Source organism: Aquimarina sp. AD1, assembly GCF_003443695.1.
Classification (GTDB): Bacteria; Bacteroidota; Bacteroidia; order Flavobacteriales; family Flavobacteriaceae; genus Aquimarina; species Aquimarina latercula.
Genome location: NZ_CP031966.1, coordinates 3,578,225 through 3,593,571, shown reverse-complemented (window position 1 = coordinate 3,593,571; position 15,347 = coordinate 3,578,225). Strand labels below are relative to the sequence as shown.

General features: G+C 32.7%; 9 protein-coding genes. All 9 read right to left on the bottom strand.

Annotated elements, in window-relative coordinates:
* Positions 1-38 precede the first annotated feature (38 nt).
* Positions 39-3,263: a TonB-dependent receptor gene (locus D1815_RS15530; protein ID WP_118388063.1), complete on the bottom strand. Its 3,225-nt coding sequence runs from the start codon at positions 3,261-3,263 to the stop codon at positions 39-41.
* A 177-nt stretch (positions 3,264-3,440) separates the two neighbouring features.
* Entirely contained in the window at positions 3,441-5,078 is a 1,638-nt protein-coding gene (gene pgi, locus D1815_RS15525) for a glucose-6-phosphate isomerase (protein ID WP_118388061.1), read from the bottom strand.
* 4 nt (positions 5,079-5,082) lie between these two features.
* Complete coding sequence (locus D1815_RS15520) at positions 5,083-6,339, bottom strand: peptidoglycan DD-metalloendopeptidase family protein (protein WP_027394716.1); 1,257 nt, start codon at positions 6,337-6,339, stop codon at positions 5,083-5,085.
* Between the two features lie 6 nt (positions 6,340-6,345).
* The gene (locus D1815_RS15515; protein WP_027394717.1) at positions 6,346-7,311 is read right to left on the bottom strand and encodes a tryptophan 2,3-dioxygenase family protein; all 966 of its coding nucleotides are present in this window, start codon (positions 7,309-7,311) and stop codon (positions 6,346-6,348) included.
* Positions 7,311-8,087, bottom strand: coding sequence for a DUF3108 domain-containing protein (locus D1815_RS15510; RefSeq protein ID WP_027394718.1), 777 nt, complete (start codon positions 8,085-8,087; stop codon positions 7,311-7,313). The genes D1815_RS15515 and D1815_RS15510 overlap by 1 nt, the downstream gene beginning before the upstream one ends.
* A gap of 411 nt (positions 8,088-8,498) precedes the next feature.
* Positions 8,499-9,638, bottom strand: coding sequence for a 4-hydroxyphenylpyruvate dioxygenase (hppD, locus tag D1815_RS15505; RefSeq protein ID WP_027394719.1), 1,140 nt, complete (start codon positions 9,636-9,638; stop codon positions 8,499-8,501).
* Positions 9,639-9,793: 155 nt separating this feature from the next.
* Positions 9,794-10,951: a homogentisate 1,2-dioxygenase gene (locus D1815_RS15500; protein ID WP_118388059.1), complete on the bottom strand. Its 1,158-nt coding sequence runs from the start codon at positions 10,949-10,951 to the stop codon at positions 9,794-9,796.
* Between the two features lie 181 nt (positions 10,952-11,132).
* Positions 11,133-13,418 carry a patatin-like phospholipase family protein gene (locus tag D1815_RS15495; protein WP_118388057.1) on the bottom strand — a complete coding sequence of 762 codons (2,286 nt, stop codon included), beginning with the start codon at positions 13,416-13,418 and terminating at the stop codon, positions 11,133-11,135.
* Between the two features lie 7 nt (positions 13,419-13,425).
* Positions 13,426-15,225, bottom strand: a complete 1,800-nt coding sequence (uvrC, locus tag D1815_RS15490; RefSeq protein WP_118388055.1) for an excinuclease ABC subunit UvrC — start codon at positions 15,223-15,225, stop codon at positions 13,426-13,428.
* Positions 15,226-15,347: the final 122 nt, after the last annotated feature.

Below are 15,347 nucleotides of genomic sequence, written 5' to 3'. Positions count from 1 at the left end.
CAATTTGAGCGAGGTTTTCAATTCTATGTATATAATTTTTAGTTAAAGATATATCTTAAACCAATTTGCATTTGCCATCTTGATGATTGTAATCCAGCATCATCTAATTGCTCTAAACCACCTTCAAAAGAAGCAGGGTTAAAACTAAATTCTGGATCAGGACCAGCTTGTTCTGTTTCTAATAAACGAACATCACTTATAAACTTACGTTTTCCCCAATCTTTATTAAGAAGGTTAGTGAAGTTAAAGATATCTAAAGATACCTGAAGTGTGTTTTTATATTTTCCAGTATTGATATAAAAGTCTTGTAAGAATTTTAAATCAATAGTGTTACTCCAAGGACCTCTAGATCCATTACGCTCTGCATATTGACCTCTTCTACTTCTTAAGTAATCATTTCCTTCGATAAATGCATCTAAAGCATCCCACTGTTGTTGAGAACTTAATCCATTTTCTCCATCAACTAATACAATTTCACTCTGATTAGCTGGGATATAGATTAATGCGTTATCTCTAGAATCATCATTTAAAAGATCTCTACCTTCTCTGTAAATAAAAGAATAAGGAGAACCTTGATTAGCTTCGTAGAAAAGAGCAATAGTAGATTTCATGAATCCAAGATATTCTTTTTCATAACTTACATTTGCTGTTATACGAGATCCAGCTGAGAAATCAGATCTTGCTAGAGGTATATCTGCATTCTTACCGTTTACAGTTTGTATGTTTCTCCATTGAGAACTATTCTGAGAAGAAGTTCCATCAAAAATTGATTCAGCTTCACCATAAGAATAAGATACACTTCCTTGGAAACCATTAGAGAATGGTTTTCTTAAAGTAACAGAAGCGTTATAAGAGAAACCTTCACCTGTATTTGTTCCTAATGTAATTCTTCCATATGTGTTATCAATTAAATCACCAAAACTATCGCTGTAAAAAGGTCTGTTATCAGCACCATTCAAGAAACCTTCTGCTTCAGCAATGTTTAAGTTTTCATAATAGATATTTGTAATTACATCTGTATATAAGAAATCTGCGCTAGCAATTAATCCCCAGAATGGTAATTTTTGATCTATCGCAATATTATATTTCATGAATTGTGGTAATCTTAGGTCAGGACTAAAGATATCCACATTCCCAGCTAAACCTCCAGTACCTGGCTCTACTGCTACAGGCTGTTGGTTGATATCAGGATTAAAAGTAATCGTAGAAGGATCTAAGTTAAATCCACCTGTAAATCCACCTGTAATTCCATTATTGTTGTAAGATCCTCCAGGCCATACTAATGGAATTCTAGAAGTAAACATTCCTAATCCACCACGTATTTGAGTAGTTCTATCATTTTTTACGTCCCAGTTAAATCCAACTCTTGGAGATAAATGTGCTTTAGGATTAATTGCTTTACCAACTCTAGCTCCACGTAAATCTTTTCCAGCTGCTTCTAAGATAGGAATAGTTCTATTGTTAAAGTCATCATTTACTGGACCGTCTTCAAAAATAGGAACATCTACTCTTAAACCAGCAGTGAACTTAAAGTTTTCAGAAATACTAACTTCATCCTGAACATATACACTTGGCTGGTATAATTTAAATTCTGAAGCTCCATCAGACTCATCACCAACAGCAGTACCTCCAACTAGAGAATAACCTCTTTGATATTCGTCAATAATTCCAGCATAGAAATCACTAACACTATTAAAAGTGTAATCACCGTAGTTAAATGCAAAGAAAAGGTTCTTTATTTTAGAAAACTCGTGTTGAGTACCAATTGTTATGGTGTGTTTACCACTATAGATTTCAAAATTATCAGCAATGTTTAAGATATCCTGATCTAATAAGTTCGCTGTAGAGAACGGTTCTGCACCAAAAGTAATAGTACCATTACCATCTCTAATATCTACAGAAGGGAATGGGTCACCTGATGGGTCTCTATCATCTCTTACTGTTTTGTATCCTACTAATAAACTGTTAGATGCCCAGCTACCAAATGATGAGTTAAGCTCTAATGTTGTTTCGTTCTTTACACTTTCGAAAAGCTCAGATCCGTTGATGAAACCAATTCTTGTGTTACCACTGTTTCTAGCTTCTAGATTATCTGCACTAACATAATTATGTTTTACACTTAATTGATTGTTTTCATTAATATTCCAATCTAATCTTACTGTAAACTTGTTACTTTCTAGTGTTCTAGTATTGTTGTCAAAACCACCTGGATTAAATCCGTATGTTGTTTGTAAGAAGTTAGAAAGATCTTGAACTTCGGATAAACTAGAATCTCCTTGGTAATTACTAAAGTTAAATGGTTGTGGAGTTTCAGTTTCTTCTCTTTCGTAATTTACAAAATAGAATAATTTGTCTTTTATAATTGGACCACCGATTCTAACACCATAGATATTAGAAGAAAAGTCAGCTAATTTTTCTCTAGACTCTCCATCACCAACTAAGCTAGGAGGAGTTTTTCCTGCAAGATCTTGGTTTCTAAAGTATGTGTATGCAGATCCTTCGATTCTGTTTGTTCCAGATCTAGTAATTGCATTAATAGCACCACCAGCAAAACCTGATTGTCTTACATCAAAAGGAGCAATGTTAATCTGAAAAGTTTCAATCGCATCAATAGAGAATGGATTTACTCCAGTTTGTCCTCCATCTGTTCCCGAACCAGCTAAACCAAATACGTCATTACTTACACCACCATCGATGTATAATGCATTGTATCGGTTGTTTTGACCTGCTAAAGAAACTGAGAATCCGTCATCACCTTCAGTAATCTGTGCTTGCGGAGTAATTCTTACGAAATCCGCTACCGATCTAGATACAGAAGGCAGAGAGTTAATTTGTCTTTCGCTTACTGTAGTTTCAGTTCCAGTTTTACCAGAATCAAATACTCCATTACGATTAGCTGTAATTACAACTTCTTCAAGAGCATTTGCTTCTTCTTTCATTTGAGTGCTAATAGATTTAGAGCTTCCTAATTGAAGAAATACTCCATCCTGTACGAAACCTAAAAAACCAACATAAGAGATTGTTACTCTATATGGTCCACCGGTTCTCATATTGGCGATTCTATAATAACCATCAAAATCTGTAATTGCTCCATACTTAGTACCAGATGGTGTATGAATTGCAATTACATTAGCACCCGGAAGTGCGGCACCTGTATTATCTGTAACTTTTCCATTCATGGAAGATTTTGTAACACCTTGGGCAGACATTTCTGCAAACGTCGCCAAAAGAATTACAACAAATAAAAATGTAATCTTTTTCATTATAATGAATTGAGTTAATTGTTTGGCGCAAAAGAACGAATCTTTGTGCAATCTAAGTTTATCTAAACGTTAAAATTTTTCACATAAAAATTTAACGGTTTTAAGGTAACTCTATTTCGTATTTAATTGATTTGTAATTGGTTGAAAATATCAAAAAGTTATTAACCAAAAGAATAATTAATCTAAATACTTTTTTAACAATGTTTTTGTAGATGAATCATGGTCAGAAATCTGCGAATTATCGATTTCGTTTAGAATATTTGTAGCTAATTGCTTACCAAGTTCTACGCCCCATTGGTCATAACTGAAGATGTTCCAGATAACTCCTTGAACAAATATTCTTTGTTCGTACATGGATACGAGTTTGCCTAAACTTTTGGGAGTTAGTTTGTTGATAAGTATGGTTGTGGTAGGCTTATTACCTGTAAATATTTTAAAAGGTTTTAACTTATCTAATGTTTCTGTAGGAAGATTTTTAGACTTTAATTCTTGAACAACTTCTAACTCAGTTTTTCCATTCATTAAAGCTTCGGTCTGTGCAAAAAAATTAGCCATTAATTTATCCTGATGATCTTTATCAGCAAATAAGGACTTTTTAAAACCTATAAATTCTGCAGGAATAAGCTTTGTACCTTGGTGTATTAGTTGAAAGAATGCATGCTGAGCATTTGTTCCTGGTTCACCCCAAATGATGGTTCCTGTTTGATAGTCAATTGTTTTTCCGTTGCGATCTACACTTTTTCCATTACTTTCCATAATCCCTTGTTGTAGATATGCAGGTAATCTATGTAAATATTGAGAATAGGGTATAATGGCTTCACTTTCGGCTTTAAAGAAATTATTATACCATACGCTTAATAACCCTAAAATAACAGGTATGTTTTCTTCGAAATCAGTAGTTTTAAAATGCTCATCCATTTCGTGGGCACCTTCTAATAAAGCTTCAAAATTTTTATATCCAACAGATAAGCTTATAGATAGTCCAACTGCGCTCCAGAGAGAAAAACGACCTCCAACCCAATCCCATAATGGGAAAATATTATCTTCAGAAATACCAAATTTAGTAACGTTAGGAATATTACTAGATACTGCAACAAAATGTTTGCCTACAGCTTCTTGAGAAGCTTGTTTTATAAACCAACTTCTAGCAGTAGTAGCATTTGATAATGTTTCTTGTGTAGAGAAAGTTTTTGAAACTACAACGAATAATGTAGTTTCTGGATCTAGATTTTTTAATTTTTGATGTACATGATCACCATCAACATTGGATATGAAATGTACTTTTAAATGATTTTTATAATACTCTAAAGATTCTGTTATCATAGCCGGACCAAGATCCGAACCGCCAATACCAATATTTACGATATCTGTAAAAGCTTTATTGGTATGTCCTTTTAGTTCTCCATTGATAACTTTGTCACAGAATCCTTCAATTTTGTTTTTTACAGCGACTACTTCTGGAACAACATTTTTGTTATTAACAGTTATGGTTTTATCTGATGGTGCTCTAAGGGCAGTGTGTAAAACAGCTCTTCCTTCTGTTTCATTAATAAGATCTCCGGCAAAATAACTTTGTATAGCTTTATCCAGCTTAACTTCTTTTGCAAGATCGATTAATAATTTTTTAGTAGTTTCATCTATCCTGTTTTTAGAGTAATCGATATAAAAATCTTTCCATTCAATAGAGAGTTCTTCTGCACGATCTGGAGATCCTGCAAAAAGATCTTTTAGATGAGTGTCTTTAATATTTTTGTAATGGTTTTCAATTGCTTCCCAAGCTTTTGTGGTGGTGGGATTAATAGTTGGTAATGCCATGTGGTTATAATATTTCTTGTTTTGGTTTGAATACGATACTGTCTAGTCTAGTTTTAAAAGGTTCGATATGTTTGTAAAAAGCTGGCCGTAAGCTATCTTTTAAAGGTTTAGACGCTGGTAAATCTTGCTTAAATGGGTCTACTTCTTTTCCGTTTTTCCAGAAACGGTAGCAAACATGAGGCCCACTTGTATTTCCTGTCATTCCTATATAACCAATTACATCTCCCTGTCTAACATATTCTCCAACTTTTACTGCTCTTCTACTCATGTGTAAGTATTGTGTTTCGTATGTTGAATTATGTCGAATTTTTACATACTTACCATTTCCTCCTCTACGTTCGGACTTGGTTACGGTTCCATCCGCTGTAGCTAAAATTTGAGTTCCAATCGGTGCGGCAAAGTCTGTTCCTCGATGCGGTCTTATTTTATTTCCGTAGTATTTTATTCTTCTTTTAAGATTGTATCTCGAAGAAATTCTACTAAACTGAACTGGTGCTCGAAGAAACGCTCTTCGAAGATTATTTGCTTCTTGATCAAAATAATCTGAGGTTCTATTGATAGTGTCGTCTTCGAATTGGAATGCGTATATAGGTTTACTTCTATGCTCAAAGTAAGATGCTTTGATTTCTCCAATTCCTGCCGGAATTGTGTCATTTATATATTTCTCTGTATAAATTACCTTAAACTGATCTCCCGCCTGTAGTCTTGTAAAATCTATGGTCCATGCGTAGATGTCTGCCATTTTATAAGCAACAAGAAAACTAAGATCCATTTCATCAAAAGTTTGTGATAGATTGCTTTCTATAGTTCCAGAAGCTATTCTTTCTACAATCTTTACTGGTTTCGCACTTTTTCTTGCGACAATACTATCTCTAAAATCGACAACAGTATAATCTATAAGTCCGTTTTGATACACAAAAACTTGTGCTTTTTCAGTAGTGTCTTTTGATTTAAGAAGTGTGTATGCTTTTCCAGCAGTAATTCTGGCTACATTAAACGTGTCTTTAATTTTATTCGAAATTTCAAAGACTTTGGCTCTAGAAATACCGTGACTGTCCAAAATAGCTCCAAAACTATCTCCTGGTCGGACAGTATCCCTAACTACCATAAAATTATTAAGGTTGTATCCAAATTCCTTAACAACTGGCGGCTCTTTTATTTTTTCAATTATTTCAGGAACTGTAACTACTGGTTCTTTTTTCTCTTGCTGACATGAAATCAATACTACCGACAAAAGTAGTATGTAACCTAAATTCTTCAACTGACTTTATTTTGTGGTATTAAATTGATGGGTTACCCATTGTTGTCCCCAGTTTTCCTGTTCTTCTGCGCTCCAAAGATTAGGAAAAAACATGATCCTTTGAAAACTTGGTGGTAGAAACTTTTTCCAGTTAGTTCCTCCTGTAGCCAATACTTCGCCTTTATCTTTATTAAGATACCTGTAGGCGGCACCCATATGCATTAATAACCAATTAATATTTACATTGGTGTCAAAAGTACGCATTGCATTGATAAGCTGCACATTATTTTGCTCTTTTTCCGGAAGTTCCAAGTATTTGTGATAGATCGTACTTTGTTTTACTTGATTTGCAATACGCATCATTCTAGGAGTATAGCGATATTCAAATTGCTTAAGTGTCAATGTTTTTTCGCCGGTTTTAATATCTGTAGCTCCAGATTTCCAGTATAAATGTTCATATACTTCTTCGAGCGAATCTTGTTCAGAAAATTGATCTCTTTCTTTAGCGTTTACAAGATTTACTAAAGGAGTAGCATATATTTCTATCATTCTGAATTGTACAGACTGAAATCCACTAGCAGGTAAAAGAGACATTCGGTATTTTAAAAACTGATCTCTATCCATTCCTTTGATCATAACATCAAAAGAGTTTATGAGAACTCTAAAATACCTATTAATTCTATCTAATTTTTTTGTAAAAAACTCTGCGTTCTGCAGTTTGTCATCAATGATTTGTTTTAGTTCATGGATGATTAGTTTAAAATAGAGCTCGGTAATCTGATGGTACATTATAAAAATTTCTTCATCAGGGAAATGTGTTCTCGGAATTTGTAAACTAAGCAATGTGTCCAGATGAATATAATCCCAGTAAGTAAGGTACTTATCATGAAGTAAACCATCTAAATAGGATCCAAGATCCTGACCGGAATTTTTAAACTTTTTTTCGAGCTGTAATATTTTTTCAGCAATCTCGGGTTTTATGGATTGGTCCATTAATCTATAACAATTTTGAGAGGGTGTTTAAGACCTTTGTAAGCTATTAGATCTGCGTTAATAGATCCTACGAGAATATCAGCTTTTATTCTAATTGGCATGCGATTATCATCATCACTTACCCAAACAGTTAAACTTTCCTCTTCTTTAAATACTCTTTCGGCTTGTACAATTGGACGAAATTTTAAACAACGAATTTTGTTTCCATTCATTTTTATAGTTTCTCGTCCTAAAAAGCGTAATTTGAATAGGTAATTTTCATTATCAAAAAACATATTGACAAATTGTTCATCACCTTTCTTTAGCGAAGATACATCAATATTATTTCTTAGGTAATAAAATGAAGACATCATATCTTGTATGTTGTCTTTGGTATTGAATGTCTCTTTCTTGTTGTATTTTTTATTAAATACTTGCGCTTTTTTATTATCGTGATCAAAATTAATTTCAATATCCTTGGTATGGCCTCCTTCGTTGATCTTACGAATAAACCGATAAGGTTTTATTTCGTTTTTATCTACATATGTTTCATAGTAATCCTCTACTTTAAAAAACACACTTAAAAGCCCTGAAGATTTCCCCGTTCCTACAATATGATGGACGGGCATTCCATTAAGAATTTCATCTTTAACTTCTAAGGTAGCGTAACTGGCTGTAAAAACTCCGTAACGGATTTTAAATTTGAACCATTCGCCATTTTCAAAAGACTTGTGGTTTTCTTGAGCAACCGAAGAAGCTGAAATCATAATTAGTAATAAAAGAAGATATCTTTTCATGACTGTTTTGGGCATTGTTTTATTAACGTATGTGTTATTATGATGAATATTTACAATATCCATTCCAAAAATACTATATAATATAAACAGATAAAAATTAGTAGTATTACTTAATTCTTAAAAAAAGTTGATAAAAAAAGAGAGCCACCACAGCTCTCTTTTACTTTTATTAACCAACTAAAAACTTAAATTATGAGAATAATTATTGTTTTTGGTATAAGCAGTAACCACTCCGCTTATGATACAAACATCAGCTTTTTTTGCATAATTATCAAACGAAAACGTTTTTTTATTATGATATTTAACAAAAATTTAGGCAGAAACGCATTATTTTTCAATAATCTCAATTTATTAACAATGCTTGCTTTAATTATTCAAAAGGATTTAAGAGTTTTAAATGAAGTAGCTGGTTTACAGTGTCCCTCTTTGTTCTTGTTCTCTTTCTATTGCCTCAAATAACGCTTTAAAATTTCCTTTTCCAAAAGATTGAGCTCCTTTTCGCTGGATTATTTCAAAAAACATAGTTGGTCGATCTAAAACGGGTTTAGTAAAAATCTGTAATAGATATCCCTCATCATCTCTATCAATTAAAATTCCAAGTTCTTTTAAGGGTTGTAAATCTTCATCAATTTCTCCAACTCTATCCAAAACAGTTTCATAATAACTAGCAGGTACCGTAAGAAATTCAACTCCTCTTTGTTGAAGCGCAGAAACAGTTTCTATAATATTATCGGTCGCTAGCGCCATATGTTGTACACCTGCTCCGTTGTAAAAATCTATATATTCCTCGATCTGAGATTTTTTTCTTCCTTCTGCTGGCTCATTTATAGGGAACTTAATTCTACCGTTACCATTACTCATTACCTTACTCATTAAAGCGGTATATTCTGTAGAAATATCTTTATCATCAAAAGAGACTAATTGAGCAAACCCCATAACTTTAGCATAAAACTCACACCATTTGTTCATTTCATTCCAACCAACATTACCAACCATATGATCAATATATTTAAGACCTGTAGATTCGGTGTTGTATGGTTTATCCCAAGCGACGTATCCTGGTAAGAATACACCGTTATAATTTTTTCTTTCTACAAAAATATGAACTGTTTCTCCATAGGTGTGTATACCAGAAAATACAACAGTACCGTCTTTATCTTCTCTTGTAACCGGTTCCATATATGATTTAGCACCACGTTTAGTAGTTTCTTCATAACTTTTTGTTGCATCATCTACCCAAAGAGCTACTACTTTTACTCCATCACCATGTGCATTGATATGTCTATTGATATCTCCATCAGGTTGTAAAGGCGAAGTAAGTATTAATGTAATTTTGTCCTGTCTTAGAACGTAAGAAACACGATCTTTAAGTCCAGTTTCTAATCCAGCATAGGCTATAGGTTGAAATCCCCAAGCTGTTTGATAATAGTATGCGGCTTGCTTTGCATTACCGACATATAATTCTACATAATCAGTACCTAAAAGTGGTAAAAAGTCTTCAGCTTCGGGAATTATTTTTTCTAAATTTTGGGAAGTTATATTTGTTGACATAATATCTTATTTTATTGTTGTAAAAATTATATAATGAGACTATTCATCCAGAAAACTAAAAAATTATTTTCTGGATACAATCTACCACATAGCTCTAAGATGTGCCGAAATATCTTTTCTGTAATTCAACATGAATTTATATTTATAAAAACTGACTATTCTAACCAGGATTTGTGATAATCTTCATCAGCTATTTTCATTGCCTCTTTGGTAACCATAAGAGGTTTAAAAGTGTCAACCATTACGGCTAGTTCATCTGTTTTTGTTTTACCGATGCTTCTTTCAGCTGCTCCTGGATGCGGTCCGTGAGGAATACCCGCGGGATGAAGTGATATGTGACCAGCATCAATATCATTTCTACTCATAAAATCACCATCTACGTAATACAAAACTTCATCGCTATCGATATTACTGTGATTATATGGAGCAGGAATACTTTCTGGGTGGTAATCATATAATCTAGGAACAAATGAACAAACTACGAACGCATCTGTTTCAAAAGTTTGGTGTACTGGCGGTGGTTGATGAACTCTTCCGGTAATAGGTTCAAAATCGTGAATCGAAAATGCATATGGAAAATTGAACCCATCATATCCTACAACATCAAAAGGATGTGATGCATAGACCATATCAAAAATTTCGTCTTGTTTTTTTACTTTGATTAGAAAATCACCTTTTTCATCATTACTTTCTAGTTCATATGGAGCTCTTAAGTCTCGTTCACAAAAAGGAGAATGTTCTAACAATTGACCAAACCAATTTCTATATCTTTTTGGTGTATAAATTGGTCTTCTGGACTCTACAATAAACAAACGATTTTCAGTGGTGTCAAAATCTAACTTATAAATAGTACCACGTGGAATGAGAATATAATCTCCATACTTGAAATCTAAATTGCCTAAATGACTTCTAAATTTACCACTTCCTCGATGCACAAAAATTAATTCATCCGCATCTGTATTTTTATAGAAATATTCTGAAGTAGATTCCTGAGGAGCCGATAAAATAATACTCACATCACTATTGGTAAGTACATTTTTTCTACTATTTAAATAATCTTTTTCTGGTGCAACATTAAAACCGTGTAGTCTATACGATTTAATATTATTTTTAATTGCAATTTCTGGAGCTACACTATAGCTTCCTTTAATTTCTTTTACCTGAGTAGGTCGCTGATAATGATATAGATTGGTGGACATTCCGTCAAAACCAATGGTTCCGAATAATTGCTCATAGAATAGATTGCCATCGGGTTTTCTAAAGATGGTATGTCGCTTAGGTGGTATTTTACCTAGAGAATGATAAAAAGGCATGATTTTTTAAGATTATGGTGTTAACTATTAGTTTTGAAAAAAGTAATGCAATAGTAAACCGCTGCCTTATTCCGGATTTCGCTTAATAAGGTAGTGTAGTAGCAATAATAAATTCTGCCAGTACAAGCTCATAACAATACAAATATCGTAAATATTTCCATCTTTTGGATTATAAAAGGTATTAAAACCAAAAACCAATACTGAAATACCATTCTCCTTCTTTTTGTTCAGGAGAATAAGAATATTTTACTTGCACTGGACCTGCAAAAGTTTCTAGACCATATCCCAAAGCATATCCAGAATACTCTGGAGATTCTAACCAATCTCCAGAGTCAAATAATCTACTGCCAACATTAGCATAATTTGCTGCCAAATTAATATGGTTTTTTGGAAAGATTTCATAGTCCAACGTAACAGAAGCTTTAGCAAAACTATCTCCTACGATACTTAAGAAATCATATCCATAAAATGGAATATTATTATTGATCATTTTTGCACCAAAACCACCAACAAAGAAGTTTAAGCTTCTTACATTTTGTTCTTCCCATCTATTACCTGCACTTACCCCTAAACTAATAGCGGTTTTTTCAAAAACTTTAAAGGCATATCCAAAATCGGCTTTTGCAATAACAAAATTACTATCCGTGCTATTTGGATTATCATCAAATAAGTAATAATTAACTTGTCCATCAAAGAAAAATCCTGAAGAAGGAAAGTATTTATTATTATAACTATCAAATTTTAAGTAAGATAGTGCACTCCAGTAGTTACTATTATCAAATACAACCCTAGGCAATTGATCCTCATCTTCTCCGATGGTTTCAGAAATAAGTCGAAATCTTCTATATTCTGCTCCAAGGCCTAAAGAAAAAGTTTGGTTTAATAAAGTTTCTAAATAAAATTGGGTTTTAAAATCTAAGTAATCAAGATTTATCTTATTCACTTCGATATCCGGCAAGCTAAAATCCTCTCTAACCAATTCATATTCTACATTTCGATTAAAACGATTTAGACTATTTTTTAATCCAATACTCCAATAAAACCCTTTGTCAATATAATAGTCAAAATTGTATCTTATATTATCACCTAAAGCGACATCAAACGAAAGAACATCATTATTAAAAAGTAAACTTTTTTTAGTGAAGTTGACTAGAGCTGCTGTTTGATATAAATCATCATAATGCAATGCAAAACGTAACAGCATAGTATTTTCTGATTCTTTTACATTAAGAACTAGTTCTTTTCCATCTTTTTTATCGATTAGTCGGTGACTTACTCTATCAAAATTCCCAGTAGCGGATAAGTTATTAATTCCTTCATATAATTTCTTATACGTAGTGGTTTTCGGATTGTTTAATTTTAGTTTTAATTTACCTTTAATATATGACCTTGTGTATCTTTTATTTCCCGAAATGACTAGACTGTTAATTAGAAGTGTATCTGAGTTTTTAGGAATTTTTATTCTTGGGCTAGAAGTTTTTTGAAGCCTTTTTATTTCTCTCAATTTTTCATAACTGGCAAAAGCTGCTTTTTCTCCATTAGCAATTATTTTATCAGCTTGATCAAAAGATATTAGAGAAAATTCCGAAATAGAGGGTTTTATGTATATGTCTGTTTCAGGCATTTTAGATTTCATGTCATTAATAGTTCTAAAATTGCTGATCTGTAGCATTATGTTAGTTGCAGAGTTTAATTGATCTCTAGGTATTAGACTATCTTGAACATCTATTCCGATAACTATTTCGGCTCCTTTTTCACGTATTTCTTTAATGGGATAATTATTAGCAACTCCACCATCAGTCATTAAAACTCCGTTTAACTCGATTGGACTAAAAATAGATGGTAAAGCTCCACTGGCTGAAACAGCTTCAGGTAAGTATCCTTTGTCTAATAAAACCTGTTTTCCTGTTGCAATATCTGTAGACATACAAAAAAAGGGAATTGGAAGCTTACTGAAATCGTCAATTTCGTGTACATGAGATGTTAAACGGGCAAATTCATTAAAAAAGTTCTGACCTTTTGACAACCCTTGTGGTAGTCCAACTTTAAAATTGTCAAATGGTAATGTTAATGCATATTTTTCAGAATCCTCACGCTCATAAAAAGTTTTTGCTTTTCTTGGTAAATCATCTTGTATAAGCACATTAAAATCAACAGCTCTAAATATTGAATCTAATTCTTTAGCATTGTATCCAGAAGCGTATAGCGAACCCACAATTGCTCCCATGCTTGTTCCGCCAATATAATCTATTCTAATCCCAGCTTCTTCTATAATCTTTAATGCACCAATATGTGCTAACCCTTTAGCGCCACCACCACTTAGAACTAATCCTACCTTAACATCTTGTTCTTCTGATTTAACATCAATTTCTGGAGTGCCTTGATCTTGAGTCCAACCTGTTTTAAAAGTAAAGAATACCACAATTAGTAATAGTATATGTAAAACTTTGTTCGTGGTAGATCGCATAATAGGCTTATTCTTTTTTAGAAAGATAGTAATTATACACTTTGGTTGCGCGTGAATTTCCAACGACTTCTTCTAGTTCTTTTTTTGATGCTTCACTAATTCTTTTCACAGACCTGAAATGTTTTAGTAATTCTACAACGGTTTTTTCCCCAATTCCAGGTATAGAATCGAGTTCTGTATCTAAGGCAGCTTTACTTCTTTTTTGTCTATGGAAAGTTATACCAAAACGGTGTGCTTCATTTCTAAGATGTTGTATGATCTTTAAAGATTCTGATTTTTTATCTAAATATAGCGGTATAGAATCTCCAGGATAGTAGATTTCTTCAAGTCTTTTAGCGATTCCAATAATAGTAATTTTCCCTCTTAAATTAAGGTCGTCTAGAGCCTTTAATCCAGAAGACAATTGTCCCTTACCTCCGTCCACAATTATTAATTGAGGCAGTGGTTGCTTCTCTTCTAAAAGGCGTTTATATCTTCGATAAACAACTTCTTCCATGGATGCAAAGTCATTGGCTCCTTCTACTGTTTTGATGTTAAATTTTCGATATTCTTTTTTACTTGGTTTTCCGTTTTTAAAAACCACACAGGCAGCTACCGGATTTGTTCCTTGTATATTAGAATTGTCAAAACATTCTATATGTCTTGGTTCTTCTGGCAATCTAAGATCTTTTTTCATCTGAGCCATTAATCGTTTTACATGGCGATCTGGGTCAATGATCTTGATCTGTTTAAATCGTTCCTGACGATAGTATTTAGCATTTCTTAGTGATAAGTCTACAATTTTCTTTTTGTCTCCCAATTGAGGAATCGTAATTTTTAAATCTTCTCCAACGTCAACTTTTATGGGAACAAATATTTCTTTAGATCTCGAACCAAATCGCTGTCTTAGTTCAATAATAGCCAGTTCTAGTAATTCTTTATCAGTCTCTTCTAATTTCTTTTTGATTTCTGTTGTATGGGATCTTATAATAGCACCATAAGAAAGCTGAAGAAAATTCACGTATCCATATGACTCATCAGAGATTATAGAAAAGACATCTACATTACTGATTTTGGGATTAACTACAGTGGACTTTGCTTGATACTTTTCTAAAACTTCAATTTTTTCCTTTATTCGTTGGGCATCTTCAAACTCCATTTTTTCGGCATGAGTAATCATTTGTTTCCGAAATCTATTGAGCGAATCTTTAAAATTCCCTTTAACGATTTCTCGAATTGCATCTATGTTTTGATGGTATTCCTTTTCGTCTTGTAATCCTTCACATCCACCTTTGCAATTTCCTAAATGATACTCAAGACATACTTTATATTTTCCACTATCAATTTTTTGTTGCGATAAGTCGTAATTACAGGTCCTTAACTGGTATAACCCTTTGATAAGTTCTAATAACGTATTTACTGTTTTAAAATTAGTATAAGGCCCAAAATATTCAGAACCATCTTTAATAAGATTACGGGTAGGAAAAACTCTGGGAAAACGTTCTTTTTTAATGCAAATCCAAGGATAGGTTTTGTCATCTTTAAGCATCACATTAAATCGTGGTTGATGTTTTTTAATTAAGTTGTTTTCTAATAGTAAAGCATCTGTTTCTGTTTCTACAACAATATGTTTTATTGTATTGATTTTTTTAACAAGTACTTTGGTTTTGTAGTTGTCATGACTCTTAGTAAAGTAGGAAGTAACTCTTTTCTTAAGGTTTTTAGCTTTACCTACGTATAGTAATTTATCGTCTTTGTCATAATATTGATAAACACCAGGATCAGTTGGTAACGTTTTAACTTGTATATCTAAAGAAGGTTTCTGCATATTCTAAATGTAAATTTAGTGCTTTACCTGAATTATTAAATATACTTAACGGGAATATTATGTTAAAAACAAAAAAAGTGAATTTAGCTATTAAAAAGTGTTATAGTATAAAATGCATCTGG